Consider the following 24,296-nt stretch of genomic DNA (forward strand, 5'->3'; position numbering starts at 1 on the left):
CTAAGCCTCAAATATTTTGTCCACTGCTATCTCCAAACCCTCAAAGAAATAGGAAACTAAGGTATCTCCGGTCTTATAGCCGGCGTATTCATCAATGTCAAAGTCTTGAAAGCCATATACCAGGACTGAATGTTTTTGGGGATCGACAACCCAGAATTCCCTGACGCCTGACAGCATATATGTATTGAGTTTATCTACCATATCCTTTGTGCGGGTGCTTTTTGATAAAATCTCAACACACAGGGTGGGTGTACCCATATACCGCCCCTTTTCATTAACGGAATCCTTCAGATCACAGGCGATGAGCAGATCAGGTTGCATTACATCCGGTGTCTCAAATTCCTTTTTGAAAAAATGGACATCAAAAGGCGCATAAAACACCTTGCATTTGTTACCTTTTAGGTATGTATGCAAATGGATGTACAGATTACCGGAAATACTTTGATGGAAGGTATCAGGTGAAGCTAAAAGAACTATTTCGCCATTGATGTATTCCATTCTGAGGTCACTTTTCTCATAAATTTCCATAAACTCTTCATATGATACCTTCTTGCCGCCGTATTGATAATCCAGAGCATTTTCCTTGACTGTGAAATATCGTTCGATTTCTGTAATATATGGAGTGAGTCGTACGGCTTTCTTGCCGTTTTTGGTAACCACGACCTCGTGGTTTTCAATGACATAGTCAATGTACTTGCCCAGATTAGTCTTAAATTCTGTTGCGGTAACAACTTTTGTTGTATCATTCATATTTATCACCTCGTACGAAAATTATACCATATGGTACGAAAAAATACAATTAATAGAATATCGTGCGATATTCTATGATTATGCCAAAAGTTGAGCAACGCGTATGTTAATATGATATAATTTGGGGTAAAAGGATGGATGTAAAGTAAAGCCGACAGATTTTGTCGAGCTGGATTACAAGAGAAACCTGGAATACCATGGGCAGATTTTTACCAAAGAGTTGAAAGTTACTAAAGAGGAGAGATGATATGGCTTTTAACACAAACAATAAGAAAATAAAGGAATAAGAGGGGGATTTTTTATGTGGAAAGAACTCAGGGAGTTTGCTATGAAGGGGAACGTCATAGATCTGGCAGTAGGTGTCATAATTGGCGGTGCATTTGGAAAGATTATCACATCACTGGTAAATGACATAATAATGCCCTTTATTGGTCTGCTGCTCGGAAATGTCGATTTCACCAATCTTTTCATAACCCTGGGTCAGGGCAGTTTCAAAACCCTGGATGAAGCCAGGAAAGCCGGGGTGGCCACTTTAAATTACGGACTTTTTATCAATAACATTCTGGATTTCGTGATAATAGCCTTTGCTATTTTTATTGTAATCAGGAAGCTGAATCGTTTTGCCAGGAAAAAAGAAGAAGAACCGGCACCCGCAACCACCAAGAAATGCAAATACTGTTACAGTGAAATACATATTGATGCCAGCAGATGTCCCAACTGCACTTCTGTAACCGAATAGTGAATTTACGAATTCCCCGTTTAAATGGGGAATTTTGTTCTTTATATTGCCATAACTGTATGATATTATTAAAAGTAGCAATAATGGCACTTTTTACTAATATAAAAGTGATATTATAGGTGGGCATATTGAAGAATTATTGAGGGGGAAAACAGCATGAAAAAGATATTACGGTTACTTTTTCTGACCAATATTGTTGCTGTACTGATATTGTTGGGACAGGCATGCTTGTCTCCGGTTCTGTCTGCTGCAGAAGCTGGGGAAATCAATATGGAAACAGTGAGTGGAGACGGTGCAGGCTATACTTATTTGGACAGTGTTGTCATAATCACTCAGGATGGCAGCTATATCCTTACCGGCACAGGAACTGAGACAGCAAACCGAATTGTGGTCAATGGCGGCGTAACAGCTGATATTACAATAAATAATGTAAACATTAATTCGGGCAGCGGGGCTTTTGTGATGACCGGGGCAACGGTGAACCTCACCCTGAGCGGCAGCAACACTCTCAGAAGCGGAAGTGGATTTGCCGGCCTGCAGGTTTGCAGCGGAACACTTACTATTACCCAGACCAGTACAGGCAGTCTGACAGTGTATGGCGGCTATAACTCTGCGGGAATCGGGGCGCCGGACAGGGTTAGGCCTAATGCAGGCACAATCATAATTGAGGGCGGCACGGTCAACGCAAACGGCGGGACATACGGCGCAGGTATCGGTGGAGGGTTATACAGTGAATATGGCACCATCATCATCAGGGGTGGAAGCATAACCGCCAATGGTACGACTTCGGCGGCCGGTTTAGGCGGCGGTGATTATAATTACCCTGGGACAATCACTATTGAAGGTGGCACAGTGACCGCAAACGGTGGCTATAATGGTGCAGGCATTGGCGGCGGCTGTGACGGGGTAGGCGGTATTATAAATATCCTGGGTGGTACGGTCAACGCAAACGCCGGAACCAACGGCGCCGGCATAGGCTGCGGACGGGGCGGCAGCCCACGCAGGGCTGCCGGAGGCACAGTAACTGTATCCGGAGGTAATACTGTTGTGAATGCACGCGGCAGTGGCAGCGGAAAAGATATCGGCTCAGGAGATAATTATGACCAAACTATCAGGGATGGCGGGACACTTACGGTTGATGACAGCGCCACGGTTAACCTGAATGCGACCGGAACAGATGCACAGACAGATTTTATCACCTGTACAATCAGTGGCGGGGGAGCGGGACTACATTCCGGGACTTATTTGAACGGGCATAAAAAAATTACTTTAAGCAGCTTTACTGCTCTTCCCAATAGTCAGGTAAATGCTTTGGATAATATTACTTTTTCGGTAAATGTTAATGGGCTCTCCTATACTGATCCACAAGGGAGTATTTCCTTTAAGGCCAATGGGGCTGAAATTGCAAGTGCTCCCATCACCCGTGAAGGTGTGGTTGCAGCCGGCACAGCCGGTATAACTGAAAGTGATCTTCCCGGCGGCAGCTACACATTTACCGCGGAATATGTTCAGGACAGTGTTGACAGCTATTATACTACTGATTTACCACAGATTACGGGCTATACGGTCAATAAGCTTAATCAGGCTTTGCTGCTGAGCGGCATTCCAGATACCATAACGTACGGTGATGCAGCTTTTGACATGGTTGTCAGCGGGGCAGGCGGTACGGGCTTATTGAGCTTTAATGTTACTTCCGGTGATGCTGTTACAGTGAGTGGGAGTGGTGCAGTTACCATTTTAAAGGCAGGAACGGCTGAAATTACCGTAACCAAAGCAGGTGATGACTATTATAATGGGGATTCAGTTATAGTTCCTATTGTTGTAAATAAAGCCACACCTCCGGCAGTGACATTCCCGGCTGCTTCACTCACCTACGGGCAGAGCCTTGGGGAAGCTGTGCTTACGGGCGCTGCGGGCGATGGCAGCTTTGCCTGGGAGGACGCTGCTGCTGTCCCGCCGGTACAGAATGCAGGATATCAAATGGTGTTCACCCCCGCTGATTCTGTAAATTTTGATTATTCCGGGGTGGTGCTGCAGCAGACTGTAACCACGATAGTAGAGAAAAAAGACTTAACCATCAAAGCCGCAGATAAGACCAAGGTCTATGGAGAATCAGACCCCCTGTTTACAGAAAGCTATATGGGATTTGTCAATGGTGAGGATAAGAGCAGTTTGACCGGTATCCTTGCCCTGACCCGCCAGGAGGGGGAAAATGCCGGGACATATACCATCACACCATCGGGGCTGACCTCCGCAAACTACAATATCATTTATCAGACAGGACAACTGGAGATTACACCGATAGCCTTAACCATTACCGCGGATGCCGGAAGCAAGATTTACGGCGAGCCGGATCCCGAGCTTACTTATGTGATAACATCAGGTGCCTTGCTGGGAGCTGATGGAATTACTGGAGCCTTAGCCAGGATACCCGGTGAGAATTCGGGAACCTATATGATAGAACAGGGCACTTTGACTGCCGGCATTAACTATGATATCACTTATGCCGGAGCAGTCCTGACCATCACTAAGAAGCCCCTGACTATTAGAGCCGGGGATAAGAGCAAAGTCTACGGGGCGGCTGATCCCGCTTATACAATAAGCTGTGACGGGTTTATCGCAGGTGAGAATGAAAGCGACCTGCTCGGAACACTTGCCTTTGACCGCACAGAAGGTGAAGATGTGGGCGAATATACCATTACACCTTCAGGCCTGACCTCGGTTAACTACGAAATTACTTATGAAACAGGAATACTAACTGTCGATAAGAAAGCTTTATCCATTAGGGCAGAAGATAAAAGCAAGGTTTACGGAGCGGATGATCCTGTCTTTACGGTTACATACGATGGATTTATAACAGGAGAGGATGAAGAAAATCTAAGCGGAACACTTGCCTTAGACCGTGCAGAAGGTGAAGATGCAGGCACTTATACTATTACACCTTCGGGCCTGAGTTCGAATAATTACGAGATCACCTTCATACCGGGAACTTTGCGGATTTTAAGCACTAATGCCCACCTGAGCGGCCTTTCCCTCAGTAATCCTTTGAACCTAAACAATTTGACTTTCAGCCCTGCTTTTGATTCCGGAATAACGAATTATATTGCCGGTGTGGCGAATCGTGTGGGAAGCATTACTGTCACACTCATGGCGGAGGACAGCAATGCCAGCATTAGCATCAATGGTTTATCGGTATCCACTGGACAGGCTTCCGATGACATCATCCTGAATACTGGCCTTAATACCATCAATGTTATGGTGACAGCGGAAGATGAGGTAACTACAAAAACCTATCTTGTGACCATTAACCGAAGCCATGGCGGCAGCAGTATCATCCCTCAGCCCGAGCCGGAGCCTGTGGCAGAAATTTCGGAGCAGCTTACAGGAGGGACTTTTGACAGTGCAACAGGAAATGTATCTGCATCAGTGGATGATAGGCTGCTTGAATACCTCTTTGGAAAGGCTGAAGCCAATGAAGGAGCAAGAAAAACTATCCGACTGGTGATTCCTGAGGTAGAAGCAGCAAGCTCATATACCCTCGAAGCTTCTGTGACGGGATTGTCTTCCACCGGAACGGATAAAGAAATGCTGTTAACGACTCCCTTAGGCACAATCGGCATACCTGATGACATGCTGACAGGATCGGAAGACGCGGCAGGAGAAAAAGCGGCTGTTACCATAGGCCGGGGGGACAAGGCCAGCATGTCCGCTGATGTGAAAGCAGCACTTGGTGACCGTCCGCTGGTACAGCTTTCCCTGACCATAGACGGCCGACAGGTGGCGTGGAACAATCCGGATGCTCCGGTAACCGTTTCTATTCCTTATACACCTACAGCAGCAGAACAGCAGGATCTGGAACATATTGTTGTCTGGTACATTGATGGAAGCGGAAAAGCAGTATCGGTGCCCAGCGGCCGTTATGACCCGGAGACTGGATGCGTGACCTTTACCACCACCCATTTCAGCAACTATGCAGTGGCCTTTATATATAAAACTTTTGGTGACCTGTCCCGTGTGGAATGGGCCCGAAAACCCATCGAAGTCATGGCCTCAAAGGGCATCATCAACGGGACCGGAGCGGATACCTACTTACCGGCTGCCAATATAACCAGAGCTGATTATCTGGTGCTGCTGGTAAAAACCCTGGGTCTGACAGCTGACTTTGACGGCAACTTTAGTGATGTGGCATCTGGGACATACTACTATGAAGCTGTTGGCATTGCCAAAGAACTCGGCATTACCGCCGGCAGCGGAAGGAACCGGTTTAGCCCGAATGAGAAAATTTCCAGGCAGGACATGATGGTATTGACAGCCCGTGCCCTGGAGGAATTCAAAGGGCTAAAGATATTAGGCGACTCTACCGTGCTGGATCAATTCAGTGACAAAAATGATATAGCCGGCTACAGCGCAGAAAGTCTGGCGGCACTTGTCAGTGAAGGTCTTATTACAGGCTCGGGGGATAAGCTGAACCCCCGCGCTAATACTACCCGTGCCGAAGCAGCAGTATTCCTTTACAGAATTTACACAGACCGTTTCTCAAATCGGTGATTAACTTTTTGACCCAACAAACATTAGAGGAGCAATAAATGGAAGTATTTGTGATATAATAAAGGAAAGCCACCTGACAAACTGGCAATTTAAAAGACGGTGAGAAAAAATGCAAGATAAAGTGCAAGAAAAAACGCAGGAAAAAATGCAGGAATTGGCACAGCGTTTTCAACTGAATTTACTCGTTTTATTGGGCAGTTATGCTGCCGGTGATTTTAGACAGGGAGAAAGTGATATCGATCTGGCTTATTTAGGTGATGAGATAAAAGGGATTGAGAGGCATTTAGAGCTGATCAACGAGCTGTCCCGGATTTTTGAGTATAGCAAAATAGATCTGATTGATTTACAGAAAGCTTCCGGGTTATTGAAGTATGAAATTGCTGTTAAGGGAAGGGTTTTGTTTGAACGTTCTGAAGGGCTGTTTGAGCGATATAAGCTGTATTGTTACCGCTATTACTACGATACCGATAAATTCCGGCAAGGGAAAAAGGAATTTTTCCGGGAGCAGTTGGAGGGATTATTGAATGGGAAGAATAGAGCTTGATATTATTATGGAGAAACTGGCTGCTTTACAGGGTTATTACAAGGAATTAAAGGAATTGGAGCACATTTCTTTTGAAGAGTATGTTCATAATACCCTCTATAAGTGAACAGTTGAAAGAATAATTCAGCTTATTGTTGAAGCAGCGACAGATATTAATAATATGCTGTTAAAGTGTTTGGATAAAGGCCCGACAATTGACTATTATTCTTCGTTTATTGAATTGGCAGAAGCCGGAATACTACCGGTGGAATTCGCCTTAAGTATAGCGCCATCAACAGGGCTGAGAAATATTATCGTCCATGAATACCAAAAGATAGATGATGGTAAAGTCTATGCTTCAATAATAAACCCCTCTCTGGAGACAGAGAGGGGTTTATCGATTTTTAAAACCATGTTTCGACATTTCTTGCAGGAAATTTCTACTATGCAGAGGAATTATTGTTTTATTACTGGTTCGTACTATTATCCGATTTTGCGCCAGAGGTGTATTTTGAGAATGCTGATATATAAAAAGAGATTTATCACAGTATTAATCACTCTGCCGGTTTTAGCGGCGATATTTGTCATTGGTTTCTCTACATTGGCAAAAGAGCATTACACGAAACCACGTATTCAAAAGGGTATTATGGATTTGTCTGATTGGAATCCGGGCAATGAGGTTAATCTTAACCTCAACGGCGAGTGGGAGTTTTATTGGCAAAAACTGCTTACTTACGATGAGCTTTATAGCGATAATATAGACCCGGACTTGTTTGCTGAAGTACCTAAGGTATGGAACAGTTACAATATTGACGGCAAAAGATTACCCGGCTTCGGCGCTGCAACATACAGGCTGCAGGTAAAAAATGCGCCGGAAAATCAGGAATTAGCTATTAGAATGCCGACAGTTTCTGCTGCTTATAAGCTGTACATAGATGATAAACTGGCAGGTTCCATTGGCAGGGTCGCCCTGGACAACCAGCATTTTATACCGGAATACCGCCCTGTTATGGTAGAATTTACCCCGCCTTCCGGAGATTTTGACATAATTATTCAGGCTGCTAATTTTTCTTATGCCCGCGGTGGTGTATGGAATCCTATTTTTATGGGCTCACATGAAAATATGGTCAAGTACGATAAAACCATAGGCTATAAGGATTTGTTCCTGGTTGGGGCTTTCCTGATTATGGCGCTTTACTATCTGTGCATTTTTTTTATGCTCAAAGAAGGCAGGAGCAGTCTTTACTTTGCGTTGTTGTGCCTGATCGCCATAAGTATGACTGTTATTTACGGGGATTTCATTATTAACCGAATTGTTCCTCAGACCGGTTATCATGTTATTGTTGCCATAGATTATGCTGCGACGACGTGGGCTCCCATAGTCCTTGTCTTTCTTATGGGAGAACTTTTTCCGGAGCAGGTTTCCAAAAAAATCAAAAAACTGTTACTAATCTATGCAGTTTTAACATTACTGCTTATCTTGTCATTTCCAATACATGTTTATACCGGTTTTTTATATCTGTTTCAGACTGTGGGCCTTGTTACGGCAGGATATGCAGTCATTTGTGCCGCCATGGCTTTTGCCAAAAACCGGGGTGATTCTGTAATTATAGTGGCAGGAGCGTTGCTTGTTACTTTGGGAGGCATCCATGATGTGCTTTATCATGACAACATTATCTCCTCTGATTTTGGGGAACTATCTTCCTTTGGTTTTCTTATCTTTCTTTTCCTGAATGCCATTATCCTGGCAAGACGATTCTCAGAAGCCTTCAAAGAGTCGAAACTGCTGTCAGAAAAGCTGATGAAGCTTGATAAAATGAAGGACGAGTTTCTTGCCAACACATCCCATGAACTGAGGACTCCACTCAATGCCATGATAAATATTGCTGACGGAATATCCCGGGGAACGGAGGGAGCGGTAAATGAAAAACAGAAAGCCGCACTTAGCCTGATTACCGGCAGCGGGAAGCGCCTGGCCAACCTCATAAATGATATCCTGGATTATGCCAAACTTAAAAACCTCGACCTCCAGTTGAGTTTCAGGACGGTAAATGTGAAACGTATTGCTGAAAGCGTTGTCAATGTACTTGGAAGGTTAAATAAGAGCGAAAGTGTCCAGATGCTTATTGATCTTCCCGATGACCTCCCGGACATTCATGCAGATGAAAACAGGCTGCTCCAGATTTTATACAACATTGTGGGAAATGCCATTAAATTTACGGAAACAGGATATATCAGGATATCGGCAGCCCAGGCGGACAACATGGTTGAAATTTGTGTCGAGGATACGGGAATTGGAATTCCTGAAGACGAACTTGAAACTGTATTTGAATCTTTCCGGCAGATTGAAAATTCCCTGACCCGAAAAAGCGAAGGCACAGGATTAGGTCTTTCTGTAACCAAATATCTGGTTGAAGCCCACGGCGGGGAAATTCGTGTGGAATCGGAGGCAGGGGCAGGTTCGAAATTCTGTTTCTCTGTTCCTGTGGCTACAGAAACTGACAAAGAAAAATCATTGTTAGATGACAGAGTTGAAGCCGAAATAGCTGCTGCCGAAGACACCGGAAATTACCCTGATACGCTTTCATGCAGGTATGGGGGGGAGGGCCCCCATATCATGCTGGTGGATGATAACAACTCCAACCTTATATCCCTGGCCGGGATTCTGAAGATGGAAAACTATGCAGTCACCGCTGTTGCTTCAAGTGAGCAATTTTTTGAAGAATTTAAAGCTGCAGGCGATGTCAGCCTTGTCATTCTGGATGTAATGCTGCCAGGCCTGTCAGGGTATGAGATATGCCGTGAAATCAGAAGAACCTTTACTGTTTCTGAGCTTCCTGTACTGATGCTGACAGCCAGGACAACCACTCAGGACATCGTTATGGGTATGGAAGCAGGAGCTAATGATTATCTTGCCAAGCCTTTTGATACAGACGAGCTTTTAGCAAGGGTAAAGACCCTTATCCAGCTCAAGCAGTCGGCAGACAGGGCCAGGACTTCCGAACTAGCCTTTTTGCAGGCTCAGATCAAACCACACTTTTTGTATAATGCTTTAAACACTTTTGTTTCAATTTCCCAATATGACATAGAAAAAGCCAGAAAACTGATTATAGATTTTGGGAATTATTTGAGAAGAACCTTTGATTTCAAGGATTTAAGCCAGCTTGCCCCGCTGCAGAATGAACTGGAGCTTGTCAGGTCATATCTTGAGATTGAGAAGGCGCGTTTTGAAGAAAGGATTGAAGTAGTCTATGACCTGACAGATGATCTGGAAGTGCGGGTTCCGATACTGGTATTACAGCCTATTGTAGAAAATGCGGTGGTACATGGCATATTACCACAAGAAGAAGGCGGACGTATTGAAATCGGTATAAGAAGGGATGAAACAGCTTTGTGTTTTAGGGTTAAGGACAATGGCGCCGGTATGGATATGGAAAAGGAGGGCGGAGTTTTTGAACATAAATTTGGAAGCGGTGTCGGCCTGTCCAATATAGATAACAGGCTAAGGAAACTTTACGGAAAGGGACTGCAGATAAAAAGCAGTCCGGGGAGGGGCACTGAAGTTACATGGTCTGTTCCGATAAGACTGGTGACAGAGAGGGGTTTTAACAGACCGGAAGGGAGTGCATAAAGTGGTAACAGCAATTCTGGTGGATGATGAAAGACCGGCGCTTCGGGGACTTGAATTTTTCTTAAGACCTTATCCGGAGATTTCAATAGTGGGAATGTATACAAATCCACTTATAGCTTTAGATGAGATAGGACGATTAAGACCTGAGGCTGTGTTTCTCGATATCAATATGCCGCAGTTAAAGGGAGTTGACCTGGCTTCCAAAATACTGGATGTGAGCCCCGGCACAGATATTGTTTTTGTAACCGCCTTTGACCAATATGCTGTCGAAGCCTTTGAGATCCATGCGTTGGACTACATATTAAAACCTATTAATCAGGAACGTTTAAGAAAAACCGTAGAGCGTTTGGTGCAAAAGAAACCTTTGCTAAAGGAAAAGAGTGCCCGGAAGCTTCAAATAAAATGTCTGGGGTGGTTTCAGGTAACCTGGGAAGGTCAGGAACCTATTAAGTGGCGCACTGAGAAAACAAAAGAGCTTTTTGCATTTTTGCTTTACAACCAGGGACGGGATGTCTCCAAAGACGAGCTTTTAGACAGGCTTTGGACGGAGATTGATCCTGAAAAGGCCATCCGGCAGCTCTACAATGGGATTTATTATATCCGTAAGGCTTTGGAGGAATATGACGTAGACAGAAGCCTGATATGTATTGACAGCAATTATAATTTAAAGTTGGGACCGGTCGATTTTGATGTAAAGAATTTCTGTGACCTGACGAATAGTACCGAATCTGATACTTTAGAGACCCTGGAAGTAATGGAATCCCTTTATGCAGGCGATTATCTGGAAGGTGAAGACTACCAGTGGACGGATTCTGAAAGAGAGAGCCTGGCAAGGCTGTATCAACAGTGCCTGATAAAGCTTTCTCAACACTATGTTAAGAAAAAGAATTTTGAAAAGGCAGAGAGCATTCTAATCAAAGCATATCTTAAAAACCCTTATGAAGAAATTATTACCGAACTTCTGCTGAGACTTTATATGGAAACAGGTGAAAAAAGTAAAGCAGTAATACACTTCAATTCATATTCAAAGCTTTTACAGGAAGACCTTGATATAGAACCAAATGCTAAATTGTATCGGATCTACCAATCTATAAAATAGCTAAGACATAAAAAGCTGTTGGCCTGTCATATCCTGACAGAGCGACGGCTTTTTTCTTAATACAAATAGATATAGCAATTATAGAAACAAATAGAGCAATAATTGAAACCATTTATAATAGATAAAAACATAAAATATAAGGTGAGGGTAAAACAACATAAAAATGAACCATAAAAAGGAGGAGTAATATTGATTACAAAAAAATGTTTTTTGAAGTCTGCAAAAGCAATGATAATATTTACTTTATTAATATTATCATTACTTGTATTGAGTGCGGTACCTGTATATGCAGCTTCTACTTGGGAAACGGTAGGCAATACAGGATTTTCCGCAGGGTGGTCAGAGTATACCTCAATGGCCATGGACAGCAGCGGAAAGCCTTACGTGGTATATCAGGATGACGGAAATGGTCTAAAGGCAACAGTGATGAAGTATAATGGAACCAGTTGGCAAGCCGTAGGAGATCCAGGGTTTTCAGCAGGTATGGTACGTTATACTTCAATAGCGATAGACGGTAGTGGGATGCCTTATGTGGTATATAGAGATGAGGCAAATGATAATAAGGCAACAGTGATGAATTATAATGGAACCAGTTGGGAAGTCGTAGGAAACGCAGGCTTCTCCGCAGGTACGGCTGATTATGCTTCAATAGCAATAGACGACAACGGAACCCCTTATGTGGTATATCAAGACGGAGGAAATGACGTTAAAGCTACGGTTATGAAGTATAATGGAACCAGTTGGGAAGCGGTAGGAAGTGCAGGTTTCTCACCAGGAGGGGTAGAGTATACGTCGATAGCCATAGACAATAGTGGGAAATTATATGTCGCCTACAGGGACGGTTATGAGCTTTATAATAATAAGGCAACAGTGATGAAGTATAATGGAACCAGTTGGGAAGCCATAGGAAACCCGGGATTTTCAGCAGGTAAAGCAGCATATACTTCATTAGCCATAGATGATACCGGGACACTTTATGTGGCTTATCAGGATCTTGGAATGGATTATAAAGCCACAGTAATGACGTACAGTGGGAATAGTTGGGAAGTAGTGGGAAATGCTGGTTTTTCACCAAGCTGGGCAGTTACTACTTCAATAGCCATAGACGGCAGCGGGACCCCTTATGTAGCTTATAAAGACGTAGGAAGCAATGATAAAGCTTCAGTAATGAAGTATAATGGAACACGTTGGGAAAGCGTAGGCAGTCCAGGTTTTTCAGCAGGTGGAACAAATTATACTTCAATAGCGATTGACGGTAGTGGAGTGCTTTATGTGGCATATATGGATGGTGAAAACAGTGGGAAGACAACAGTGATGAAGTATGGCTCAACAGTTCCCGCTGCAACAACTCCACCTGTTACAGGCATTATGGCAACAAAATCAAATGTCAATGTTATTGTAAATGGTAAAGCAGTCAGTTTTGATGCTTACAACATAAATGGTAACAATTATTTCAAGCTTCGTGACATTGCTATGGCTCTAAATAGTTCTAATAAACAGTTTGAAATAACATGGGATAATACGGTAAAAGCCATTAATCTAATTGGCCAAAAGGCTTATTCACCTGTTGGCGGGGAACTTAGTATGACTACAGGGCCATCTAAAACAGAGGCAAATTTGTCAACCGCAACAGTACTGTTAAATAGCCAAGAGATATCTGTAGTAGCATACAACATCAACGGCAACAATTACTTTAAGCTTCGTGACTTGGGAAAAACCCTAAACTTTGGGATTACTTGGGATGGTACTACACAGACGATAGGAATTGATGCAGCGAGTAATTATGTTGAGTGATAAATATAGTTTAGTTAAACTCTGTTGAAATATTTGTAAGCGGCTGAATTTCTATAAAAGGATGGTGTCATACCCACCATCCTTTTAAATATTGTAGAAAAGTGAGTACGGTTAGCAAAACCGCATAAAAAACTTACTTCACTAATGGAGTAACTCTTTGTTGCTAACAGACCTTTAGCTTTTTCAATTTTTAATTCTGTCAGATACTCAAAAGGAGTTTTCCCGGTGTGCTTTTTAAATATACGTATAAAGTGATAGGGGCTGTAGTTTACAAAAGATGCCAGATCATCCAGTGAAAAATCGGAACATAAGTGGCTTTGGAGAAATTCTTTGGCGCGTTTTACGGCCCTGATATCACTATATTCTTTGGGTCTCGAATCATTTGAAAGATTGTTACTTACATTTCTTAATAGGCTGACTGTGATTTGTGAATTAAGACTCTGGAGAACAAATTCATACCCGAGCTGCTTGTTTTCGGCCTCTTCCATAAATTGAAACACCAGTCTGCTTATGTTAGGGTGCATATTAAAGGAGCCGTTATTATAGAATATGCCGCTTTTTCCTGAAAGTAAGTGGGAAAATTCTTTCATATAATCGGTTTGAATAAAAATAGGTATAAAAGTCTCAACTGATTTTTCTTCATTAAACAGGTGAACCTGATCGGGATTTACAGGAAAGATTTTTTGCTGTTCCAGGTGATATTTCTTTTTTTCTACCACGGCTACAGGCATATTCCTTGCAGGAAGCAGAAATTTATAGCATCCAAATCCCTTGGGCTCTGAAAACACGTTTCTTGCTTTTAAAATAGTTATTTTATCGCTGGAATACGTCTTTACTATATTTGGAATATCCGGAGGAAACTCTGTAAATAATTCTGTGGAATATAGCTTCATAGTATTCCCCTGAGATTCAGACTTAATATTAATACCATTATATAGTAATTATGAAAACAATCAAGCTAAAGTACACAACCATTAACAATCTAGAGCACTCAGCCATTAACAATAATGAAACGAATTAGTGAAAAAGTGGCCGCTAATATGGTATAATAATGGTGTATTTTGTCGAACAGGGCAAAATGCACCATTACTTTTTCTATTCTAGTCAGAATCGAATATATGCTAAAAGGCGGTAAATAAGGGGGGGAGAAGATGCAGTATCAGTATATTCCATACATCTGGCTTCTGATGGCGTCTGCAGTGATCTCCCTGACCCTGGGTCTATTTGCACTGTCCAGGCGGCGTAATTCAAAAGGCGCTACAAGCTTTATACTCAGCATGCTTGTGGTGACAATATGGTCTTTAGCCAATGCCCTGGAAATGACAGCAACTGATTTTTCCACCAAGCTGTTCTGGGCTAATGTGCAGTATTTTGCTTATTGCTATTCCCCTGTAACGTTGCTGGCATTATGCATGCAATTCACCGGTTTTGACAGGTTGATTCAAAATAAAAAGGTTCTGTGGTTTGCAGTTATACCTACCATTATCTTAATGCTTGTATGGACCGACGGATGGCACGGCCTGATGAGATATAATATGCATATGGACTACAGCGGACCCTTCCCGGTAATCGTGAAAAAATACGGGACTGTTTTTTTTATTCATGCGGTATACTCACATTCTTTGAATTTAGCCGCAGGGGCAATTTTAATAAGGGCAGTATTTTTCCGGAATACGGTTTACCGGAAACAGGCAATTGCACTACTCATTGGATTATGTTTAATCGAAATACCGAATATCTTGTATATTTCCGGTATCAGCCCAGTGGAACGGTTTGATATTACACCGGTATTCATTGGACCTTCCGGCTTGGTGATTGCATGGGGTATTTTTCGGCTTAAGCTGTTGGATTTGGTGCCATTAGCGCGCACCACAGTTATTGAGACAATGGATGCAGGTGTGATGGTACTTGATTTACAGAACCGGGTATTGGACATCAATCCTGCCTTTGAAAAAATTGTTGGTTTATCTGCTTCCCAGATTTCGTCCCGGAGAGCAGACGAAGTCTGTGGTAAAATTCCCGAACTGGCTAAGGCTTGTATGGACAGCAACATTGCTGATACAGAGTTTTATATAAATACAAAGGGAACAACACGGGTTTACGAGGTCCTGCTTTCTCCTCTTACCGACAGTAAGGGCATACTCATTGGGAGACTCGCAGTAACCTATGACATAACGGAAAAAAAACAGGCTCAGCAGGCATTTTTAAAGCAGCAGCGTAAGCTTGCTGTCATTCAGGAGAGAGAGCGGATGGCCAGGGATATGCATGACAATTTGGGCCAGGTGCTGGGGTTCATCAATCTTCAGGCACAGGGCATCAGGCAGGAATTAATAAACGCCGGCATAGAAATTACAACACATAAGCTTAACAAACTGGTAGATGCCACCCAAGCCGCTCATCATGAAATCAGGGAATATATTTGCAATGCAACGAATGCAGCAAAATTGGAAAAGGATTTTATTACTGAACTGGCTAAGGTTATTATCAGATTTGAGGAACAGACCGGCTTAAGAGTAAAGCCTGATATCCCTATTGATTTTACCGCCCAGGATCTGGAACCCAATGTCCAGCTTAGTGTACTTAACATTGTCAAAGAAGCTTTGCACAATATCGGGAAACATGCCGGAGCTGACCATGTAAAAATAGCCTTTTCACTTGCCCGGGAGGAGTTGTCTGCCGCCATAGAGGATGATGGCAGGGGTTTTGATGTTTTTAATAGTCATAATGGGAATCAAACCAGGTTTGGATTGGACATAATGCGGGAGCGCGCGTTGGAGATAGGAGCTCAGCTGGACATTGAATCAACGCCGGGGAAAGGGAGCCGGATTGTTTTGCGTGTACCCATCAGCAAGGGGGAGGGGAATAGAGATGAAACTGATGTTGGCAGATGACCATCCTTTATTCCTGGAAGGCCTGCAATACCTTCTGGAAACTCATGGTATTCAGGTTGCCGGTGTGGCCAAAGATGGTAAAGAAGCGGTTGTTCAAGCCCGGATGCTTCAGCCGGATATTATCCTGATGGATATTAAGATGCCTGTGTGCAGTGGAATGGATGCCTTGAAGCTGATTAAGGCGGAAATGCCTGAAATTAAAATTGTTATGCTGACAACTTCGGAGGAGGATGAAGATCTCTTTGATGCAGTCAAATATGGCGCCTCAGGATACCTTTTGAAAAGCACTAATGCCCGGGAGCTTGTGGACATGCTGTCTGACCTGGAAAAAGGAGAGGTTCCTCTGTCACCGGGCCTGGGTATCCGGTTGTTAAAAGAATTCAAACCTAGTGGAGCATATGACAATAATGCCTCACCTCAAAGGTCAGAGGAAGCTAAGAGGGTACAGCTCACCGAACGGCAGTTGGAAATACTGGAAATGGTAGCCAGGGGGATAACCTATAAAGAAGCGGGGGATGCCCTGGGACTTACAGAACGGACTGTAAAATACCATATGGGAAGAATTATTGAGCTGCTGCAGTTGGAAAACAGGGCTCAGGTGATTGCCTATGCAGCCCGGATGGGGCTGGTAAAGTACAGGACTCTTGAATAAAGGGACTGTACTTTTTTTATGTGGAGACTGTACTTTGGTACATTGTTACAAAAGAGCGAAAAATATATAATTATGGTGAAATCTCTATATATAACAGAGATTTTGTAGAAATATATGTCAGGGGGGATTTCATGAAGAGGAAAGCATTGGTTTTTCTGCTATCTGCAGCCTTGGTTATTGCCATGCTGCCAACAGTAGTATTTGCCGCAGGATTTGCTGATATGCCAAATGACTGGTCCACACAAGCTCTTGAAAATGCAGTTGCAAATGGTTTGCTCACAGGGGCAGATGGAAAACTTATGCCAAAAAACAATTTAACCAGGGCGCAAATGGCGGTGATTATCAACCGTGCTTTTGGCGCAGAGCAGCAGGCTTCGTTAAATAGCTACACTGATGTGGCCTCCGGCGCGTGGTACTATGCCGATATGGCCAAGGCGGTGCAGATGAAAACATTTGTCGGGAGCGGCGGCAGGTTGAATCCTGAAAGCAATATTACTCGGGAGGAAGCCTTTGTGGTGCTTGCCCGTGCCTTCGAACTGGCAGGCAGTGCAGACAGTACGCTTGACAGATTTGCGGACAAATCTGCCATCAGCAGTTGGGCCAAAGACGGCATTGCATCACTTGCATCAGCAGGTTATGCCGCCGGCTCTAACGGCCGGCTGAATCCAAAACAGAACATTACCCGGGCTGAATTCGCCCAGATTATGGACAACCTTTTAAAGAGCTACATCAAAACCGCAGGCACCTATACAGAGGTCTCAGATGGCAACGTCATGATTAACGCTGCCGAGGTAACCCTTAAAGATGTTACGGTAAAGGGCGATTTAATAATTGGCGACGGCGTCGGTGACGGCAATATTATTCTTGATAATGTCAAGGTAACGGGAAGAACGGTGGTTCGCGGCGGTGGCGTTAACTCCATAAGGATTATCGGAGGCAGCGAAATTGCCAGTGTAATTATATCCAAGGTTAACGGAAATGTCCGTGTCGTTACCGAGAGCGGCGCGATGGTAGAAGCAGTATATATTGATGATGGTAAAGATGATGTTGTTATCGAGGGTAATATTGGCAGTATCGAAGTTGCTGCTTCCAATGTTCCCGTTGTCATTCAAAACGCAGTGGTTACAAGTGTGACAGTAACCGCCCCGGACGCAAGCCTCACTGTTGGCAGCGCCGCAACGGTAACTACGGTTTCTGCAACTCAGGCGGCCCGGGGTGCGACAATTACTGCGGGTAATGGTGCAACCATTACCAACGTCAACACAGCAGCTCAGAACACAACGGTTGGCGGTACAGGGACAGTCAAAAATGCAAACATAGAGGGAGATAACTCCAGTATAAATACGGTAGGGACAAAAATTAAGGTTGGGACAAATATAAGCGGCACTAAAGTTGTCGGTGAATTAGTTGTTGGGGGTACAGCAGGTACATCGATCTCCACCGGAGGTATAGCTGCACCTTCCACAAGCAGTGGCAGCAGCGGTTCATCAAGTGTAGCTGTTGTTTCCATCAGTGTTACCGGTGAAGGTGGTGCAGCCACTGTTGTCAATGGTGGTACCTTACAGCTAAATGCAGCTGTAGCGCCGGAGAATGCAACAGATAAGACGGTAACATGGAGTGTGGCAACATTAGTATATGGCACAGCAACAGTTGACACAACCGGATTATTGACCGGGACCGGAGATGGAACAGTACTGGTAACAGCAGCTAATGATGCTTCCAGTGTGACAGGGACTTTGGAAGTTACAGTAGTTACAGTTGACAAAACTGCCCTCACAGCAGCAATTACAACAGAAGTAGGAGCAGATCATGCGAACCCGGTATATGAGTTGACCCAGGCTGATTATACAGCAGAGAGCTGGACTGCCTATGCAGATGCCATTACAGCAGCGATAGCTGTGGAAGCAGATGTCAATGCAGTACAAAGTGAAGTAGATGCAGCGATAGCACCAATTGGCACCGCTAGAGCAGCGCTGGTATTTGCAGGTCAGGCTGACCTTGACATAGCAGAAGCAGCTGCGGCAGGTTTAACCCAAACAGATTATTCGGCAGCCTCATGGGCGGTCCTCACTGACGCATTGGCATTAGCGGAAACGACAAATGCATTGGTGGTTGATAAGACTACAGCAATCAATAATGCGATAGCAGCCCTTGTGTTTGCCGGTCAGGCAGACCTGGATACAGCAGAAGCAGCTGCGGCAGGTTTAACACAGGGACATTACACAGCAGCCTCATGGACAGTTCTTACAACTGCATTGGCTTTACCGGCAACAACAAATGCAGAGGTAGAAACCAAGACTGCAGCAATCAATGATGCGATATCAGGGCTGGTGTTTGCGAACCAGGCAGCCCTGGCTACAGCAGTGACAGCAGCCCAGGCAAAGGCAGAAAGCGATTACTCAGCAGCAAGCTGGGCATCATTTATCGGTGCAAGGACAACCGCCCTGGCAATGCCTGAAACGACCTATGCAGAAGTGGATGCCAAAATAACCGCTCTCAATGATGCCATGGCAGAGTTGGCAGTGGATAAAACTGCCCTCACAGCAGCAATTACAGCAGAAGTGGGAGCAGATCATGCGAACCCGGTATATGCACTGACTCAGGCTGATTATACGGCGGCCGGCTGGACAGTCTATGCAGATGCCATCACAGCAGCCATAGCTGTGGAAGCAGATGTCAATGCAGTACAAAGTGAAGTGGATGCAGCGATAGCACCAATTGGCACCGCTAAAGCAGCACTGGTATTTGCCGGACAGGCTGACCTTGACATAGCAGAAGCAGCTGCGGCAGGTTTAACCCAAACAGATTATTCGGCAGCCTCATGGGCAGTCCTCACTGACGCATTGGCATTAGCGGAAACGACAAATGCATTGGTGGTTGCCAAAACTACTGCAATCAATGATGCCATCGCAGCGTTATCAGTAGATAAATCGGCCCTCACAGCGGCAATAACAGCTGAAGTGGGAGCAGATCATGCAAATCCTGTATATGTATTGACTCAGGCGGAGTACACAACAGCCAGCTGGACAGCCTATGCAAACGCCATCACGGCAGCCATAGCTGTGGAAGCAGATGCAAATGCAGTACAGTCAGCAATAGATGCGGCAGAAGATGCAATCACATCAGCAAAGGCAGCACTCGAACTGCTTACCTACACCATAAGCGTAGATAATATGGAAGATCCAGTGATGCTGAGCGGTCAGTATGGCTGCATCTCCACTTATACAGCGGCAGATTATGGGCGTTTGTGGGTAATAAGTAAAACAGGAACCGGGGACATAACTAATCTGGATGCAGCATTGAGTGGAGCTAATCCGGAAGCATTTACACTATATAAAGAAGATAACTGGGGGAATTATTGGACTTCAACGTTAACTGACAGTTCGCCGGGCACGTATCTTGGATTGAGGCCTAATGAAGGGTTGGCAGGGGGAACGTATACAGCAACAGTCACCATAACTGCAGATCATGGGGTAAGTTTATCCTTTGGTGTAAACTTTATTGTAGTGGAAGTTTAATAATTTGGTGACAGAACGATCACAGAACGCTAGGCAATTTTTGCCTGGCGTTTCCTCTTTTTTTGTTGGGATGCCTGTACTTTGGTACATTGTTACAAAAGAGCGAAAATAATTTTCAAAGTATCTGAGACTTAAGAATATCATGGTTGAGTACCGGCAAAATCGAGAATATAAACGGAAAAGTAGATAAACAGGATAAAATCGGGCTTATTGGGGTGAACGGTATTGGGAAAACCACACTTGTTAAACTTAAAACAAAGGTACTTAAGCAGGTTAAACAAGACATTACTGGTGATATCCCATGACCGGTTTTTCCTCGATAGGGTTGTGAATAAAATATGGGAATTAACCTCAACAGGCCTGAAGCCATATGAAGGCAATTACAGCGACTATAGAATTCAGAAGGAAATTGAACTTAATTACCAGGGAGTATCAGAAGCAGCAGTCGAGAATACTGAGTCTGGAAAAAATGATTGCTGCCAGAAAGAATTGGTTTGCCAGCGCCCATAATGCAGCAGGGCAGAATGATTTTTACAGGTCGAAGGCAAAAAAGCATACCAGTGTTATCAAGGCTAAGGAAAGAGAACTGGAGCGCCTGGAAAATAAAAAAATTGATAAGCCTGAGAAAACAGTGACACCTGCCTTTGATATTATTAACAAAAACATTATCATAAAAAAACTGCCTCCTGTACTGGTGCGGACAGCGAAGGTCAGTAAAGCCTTCGGAGAACGGACAATATTTAAAAATATTTCGGTCAATATCAGGCGTGGCGATAAAATAGCACTGCTTGGCTCCAATGGTTCAGGTAAAACTACTTTACTGAAGATTATAAACAATACTGATGCAGACTACGAAGGTTCTGTGACGGTAAACCCCTCTGTTAGAATAGGATGTTTTGCCCAGGAGCTTGATAATTTAAATCATGCAGCCACTGTTATTGACGATGTTTTATCAACTGGGGCGACAGTTGGCGAAGCGCGGCTGCTCTTGGCATGTTTGCTCTTCAGAGGGGATGACGTTAATAAAAGAATCGGCAGTCTAAGTATGGGAGAGCAGTGTAGAACAGCCATGGCCAAATTAATTTTGTCAGGAGCTAATCTGCTCATTCTGGACGAGCCTACCAACTATATGGATATTGTTTCTAAGGAGAAGATTGAAGAGGTCCTGGAGGATTTCAGGGGAACTGTGCTTTTTGTTTCTCACGACAGGTACTTTACCGGAAGAATAGCTAATCGCATTTTTGAAATCCGGGACCAGACTGTAAGGTGCTATGAAGGAAATTATGATTATTATTTATCAAAAAGCCGGCATGAGCAGATGAATGCCAATACAGATGGGGACTTGAATCAAATAAGTGATAATATCCGGCGTCTGGAATGCCAACTGGCTTTTATAAGTGGAAAACTGGCCGAGCCTGCGGAAGAAGTAGTAAAAGAACATTTGAATGCTGAATTTATAAAGGTTGCCAGAGAACTTAATCAATATAAAGAGACCGTCAAAAGACTGCAAAAGTAATTTCTAAAGAGGGAATTTGGATGGTCTCAAAGAAATATACTGATTGAATCTGGAGTGGGGGGTGTGCTTGAACAGTGGAACAAAATAATTCTATCCAGAAGGCTATTGGAGAATTGAATTTATTTGAACGCTTATATGATTATATAAGAATGGTTGACCCTGTGAATAAAAATGTTGCTTATTACCTGAAACCTGATGTAACGGAGATAGGTGATGGAGAACACCACTGTTACAAACTCTGGGGTAAAGGAGATTTGTGTGAGAACTGTATTTCGGTAAGGGCTTATAATCAGGGGGATACCTTTGTTAAAATTGAATACCAGGCTGATAAGGTCTGGATGGCGACAGCAGTTCCCGTCGTTATAGAAGACAATAAGGTCGTGATTGAATTTCTAAAGAATATTACCGAAACCGGAATCATAGATATTGAGGGTAAAGAGACCGGCGAGATTCATAAAATCATTAACAAAAAGAATAGACTGATCGTTAGTGATGCTCTGACAGGTCTTTACAATAGCCGCTTCATCAATGAAAGACTGCCATATGACATTGTATCATCCCGGGAAAACAGCAGACACCTTACGTTGGTTTTTATCAGCCTGAATAATTTTAAAGCGATTAATGATACATATGGTCACGCGGCAGGTAACCACATAGCCAAAGAACTGGGGAAAATCATAAAAAAATACTGCAGGGACAGTAAAGATTGGGTTGCCAGATATGGCGGGATGGAATTTATTATGCTGTTATCTGATACCGATAATCAACAGGCCCATCAGGTGTACAAGCGCCTTTATAAAACGATTAATAACACAAGATTCCATTACGGGGGAAATGACGTGAAGATTGCTGTCAGCATTGGGTTTTACTCTATGCTGAATGAGAACATAACAGCAGAGGAATTTGTGAAAAAGGCTGAAAAGAGTACATATATAATGACTGAGGCGGGCAAAACAGATAAAAAAGCTGTATTTGAAGAACTTGAGCAAAAGCTCTTTCTGACTGTTCGTGAGGGTGAGGTAGCGGAGCTGCTTTTAAAGGGTCTTTCTAACACCGAAATTGCGGAGCAGATATTTGTCAGCAATTCGACTGTCAAAAAACACATCTCAAGTATATTTAATAAAGTGAAAGTAAAATCTAGGTCGGAATTCATCTCTAAATATAGCTATATCACAAGGTTATAATTGTCCTTTTGGCCCATATTTTTCATCTCTTTCATATGTTATACTCACTATAAAAAAGGAGGTCAGGAAAAAATGGATACTAAAGCTTTTTACAAATTAAGCTACGGATTGTATGTCATTGGTTCTACAAAAGAAGGTCAGTTGAATGGACAGGTAGCCAACACTGTTTTCCAGATTTCTTCAGATCCGGCTACAGTGGCAATAAGCATCAACAAAAAGAACCTTACCAATGAGTTCATTAAATCAAGCAAAGTATTTTCAGTTTCTGTTTTGTCCAAAGAAACTCCTTTGGATTTCATCGGGCACTTTGGCTTTAAATCAGGGCGGGACATCGAAAAGTACAAAGACATAACTTTTAAATTGGGCTTAAATGGCGTTCCGGTTCTTTTGGAACACACAGTAAGCTGTATAGAGGCTGAAGTAATTGCCAGTTATGAAGTGGAAACACATACCATTTTTATAGGAAAGGTTCTTGATGCCGAAGTGCTTGACAGTGGTGAGCCAATTACCTATGCCTATTACCAGCAGGTCAAAAGGGGGCAGACACCCGCTGCGGCGCCAACTCAGGTAAAAGAAGAAAACGAAGGGCAAACCGGTTCAAAAGGAGCTGGGGACAATAAGATGAAAAAATATGTTTGTTCAGTCTGTGGGTACGTGTATGATCCGGTGTCCGGTGACCCGGATTCGGGCATTGCCCCCGGAACGGCTTTTGAGGATATCCCTGAGGATTGGGTGTGTCCGGTATGTGGGGTGGGAAAAGATCAGTTTGAAGCCGTAGAAGAATAATAAAAAGAGGGAGGAAACTTAAATGAATTTAAAAGGGTCAAAAACTGAGGCCAATTTAATGGCGGCTTTTAGCGGAGAATCAATGGCCAGGAATAAGTACACTTACTATGCCTCCAAGGCCAGGAAAGAGGGCTTGAACCAAATTGGCGACTTCTTTGAGGAGACTGCCGGCAACGAAAAAGAGCATGCTAAGATTTGGTTCAAGCTGCTGCACGATGGGATTCCAACAACGGCAGAGAATTTGGAAGACGCTGCGGCAGGTGAAAAGTATGAATGGACAGAGATGTATGCAGAATTTGCCCGGATTGCCAGGGAAGAAGGCTTTGAGAAAATTGCTGTTCTCTTTGAAAAGGTGGGCGCCATTGAAAAAGAACATGAGGAAAGATATCGGAAATTACTGCAGAACTACAAAGAAAACAAAGTTTTCGTAAGAGAAACCAAGCAGTCATGGATTTGTGCCAATTGTGGGCATATTCATTACGGTGAAGAGGCCCCTGAGGTTTGTCCTGTCTGTGACCACCCGAAAGCCTATTTTAATATTAGGGCTGAGAATTATTAGAGAGCCATTTGTGGAAAACAATAGTTAGTAGCGAAATATTTTCTATTTACCTACAATATGTATCGGGTAGATATATTCCTGCGGCAGTTGACAGAACTGCTTTTGG

Annotated in this window: 17 protein-coding genes; 15 read left to right on the plus strand and 2 right to left on the minus strand. The window is 43.6% G+C overall.

Annotation, left to right across the window (positions count from 1 at the left end; genetic code table 11):
* Positions 1–750: a type II toxin-antitoxin system Phd/YefM family antitoxin gene (locus Ga0451573_RS04370; RefSeq protein WP_231682668.1), complete on the minus strand. Its 750-nt coding sequence runs from the start codon at positions 748–750 to the stop codon at positions 1–3.
* A gap of 301 nt (positions 751–1,051) precedes the next feature.
* Here Ga0451573_RS04370 and mscL point away from each other — a divergent pair, with 301 nt between their 5' ends.
* The 7 genes from mscL to Ga0451573_RS04400 all read left to right on the plus strand — a co-directional run bounded on the left by mscL (position 1,052) and on the right by Ga0451573_RS04400 (position 13,084).
* Positions 1,052–1,489 (plus strand): large conductance mechanosensitive channel protein MscL, encoded by a 438-nt coding sequence (mscL, locus tag Ga0451573_RS04375; RefSeq protein WP_231682669.1) that lies wholly within the window; start codon positions 1,052–1,054, stop codon positions 1,487–1,489.
* 156 nt (positions 1,490–1,645) lie between these two features.
* Positions 1,646–6,037 (plus strand): MBG domain-containing protein, encoded by a 4,392-nt coding sequence (locus Ga0451573_RS04380; RefSeq protein ID WP_231682670.1) that lies wholly within the window; start codon positions 1,646–1,648, stop codon positions 6,035–6,037.
* Between the two features lie 109 nt (positions 6,038–6,146).
* Positions 6,147–6,581, plus strand: a complete 435-nt coding sequence (gene mntA, locus Ga0451573_RS04385) for a type VII toxin-antitoxin system MntA family adenylyltransferase antitoxin (RefSeq protein WP_231682671.1) — start codon at positions 6,147–6,149, stop codon at positions 6,579–6,581.
* The gene (locus Ga0451573_RS19690; protein WP_269438106.1) at positions 6,562–6,687 is read left to right on the plus strand and encodes a hypothetical protein; all 126 of its coding nucleotides are present in this window, start codon (positions 6,562–6,564) and stop codon (positions 6,685–6,687) included. The genes mntA and Ga0451573_RS19690 overlap by 20 nt, the downstream gene beginning before the upstream one ends.
* A gap of 15 nt (positions 6,688–6,702) precedes the next feature.
* Positions 6,703–10,191, plus strand: coding sequence for a type VII toxin-antitoxin system HepT family RNase toxin (gene hepT, locus Ga0451573_RS04390; RefSeq protein ID WP_331459382.1), 3,489 nt, complete (start codon positions 6,703–6,705; stop codon positions 10,189–10,191).
* Position 10,192: 1 nt separating this feature from the next.
* On the plus strand, positions 10,193–11,290 hold the full coding sequence (locus Ga0451573_RS04395) for a response regulator (protein WP_231682673.1): 1,098 nt from the start codon (positions 10,193–10,195) through the stop codon (positions 11,288–11,290).
* Between the two features lie 189 nt (positions 11,291–11,479).
* Positions 11,480–13,084 (plus strand): stalk domain-containing protein, encoded by a 1,605-nt coding sequence (locus tag Ga0451573_RS04400; RefSeq protein WP_231682674.1) that lies wholly within the window; start codon positions 11,480–11,482, stop codon positions 13,082–13,084.
* A 14-nt stretch (positions 13,085–13,098) separates the two neighbouring features.
* Here the strand turns inward: Ga0451573_RS04400 and Ga0451573_RS04405 are convergent, their stop codons facing one another.
* Positions 13,099–13,977: an AraC family transcriptional regulator gene (locus Ga0451573_RS04405; protein WP_231682675.1), complete on the minus strand. Its 879-nt coding sequence runs from the start codon at positions 13,975–13,977 to the stop codon at positions 13,099–13,101.
* 258 nt (positions 13,978–14,235) lie between these two features.
* Between Ga0451573_RS04405 and Ga0451573_RS04410 the strand changes: the two genes are divergently transcribed.
* From Ga0451573_RS04410 to rbr, 8 genes are all read left to right on the plus strand, one after another.
* Positions 14,236–15,975, plus strand: a complete 1,740-nt coding sequence (locus Ga0451573_RS04410; protein WP_231682676.1) for a histidine kinase N-terminal 7TM domain-containing protein — start codon at positions 14,236–14,238, stop codon at positions 15,973–15,975.
* The gene (locus tag Ga0451573_RS04415) at positions 15,953–16,627 is read left to right on the plus strand and encodes a response regulator transcription factor (RefSeq protein WP_231682677.1); all 675 of its coding nucleotides are present in this window, start codon (positions 15,953–15,955) and stop codon (positions 16,625–16,627) included. Before Ga0451573_RS04410 ends, Ga0451573_RS04415 begins: the two co-directional genes overlap by 23 nt.
* A 131-nt stretch (positions 16,628–16,758) precedes the next feature.
* Positions 16,759–20,145, plus strand: a complete 3,387-nt coding sequence (locus Ga0451573_RS04420; RefSeq protein ID WP_231682678.1) for an S-layer homology domain-containing protein — start codon at positions 16,759–16,761, stop codon at positions 20,143–20,145.
* A gap of 146 nt (positions 20,146–20,291) precedes the next feature.
* Complete coding sequence (locus tag Ga0451573_RS04425) at positions 20,292–20,450, plus strand: ATP-binding cassette domain-containing protein (protein ID WP_231682679.1); 159 nt, start codon at positions 20,292–20,294, stop codon at positions 20,448–20,450.
* Between the two features lie 65 nt (positions 20,451–20,515).
* Positions 20,516–21,661, plus strand: a complete 1,146-nt coding sequence (locus tag Ga0451573_RS04430; RefSeq protein WP_231682680.1) for an ATP-binding cassette domain-containing protein — start codon at positions 20,516–20,518, stop codon at positions 21,659–21,661.
* Positions 21,662–21,735: 74 nt separating this feature from the next.
* Complete coding sequence (locus Ga0451573_RS04435) at positions 21,736–22,845, plus strand: diguanylate cyclase (RefSeq protein ID WP_231682681.1); 1,110 nt, start codon at positions 21,736–21,738, stop codon at positions 22,843–22,845.
* A 72-nt stretch (positions 22,846–22,917) separates the two neighbouring features.
* Positions 22,918–23,631, plus strand: coding sequence for a rubredoxin (gene rd, locus Ga0451573_RS04440; protein WP_231682682.1), 714 nt, complete (start codon positions 22,918–22,920; stop codon positions 23,629–23,631).
* 22 nt (positions 23,632–23,653) lie between these two features.
* Positions 23,654–24,190, plus strand: coding sequence for a rubrerythrin (gene rbr, locus Ga0451573_RS04445; RefSeq protein WP_231682683.1), 537 nt, complete (start codon positions 23,654–23,656; stop codon positions 24,188–24,190).
* Positions 24,191–24,296 lie beyond the last annotated feature (106 nt).

Origin of the sequence: Phosphitispora fastidiosa (genome assembly GCF_019008365.1) — a bacterium.
Classification (GTDB): Bacteria; Bacillota; Thermincolia; order Thermincolales; family UBA2595; genus Phosphitispora; species Phosphitispora fastidiosa.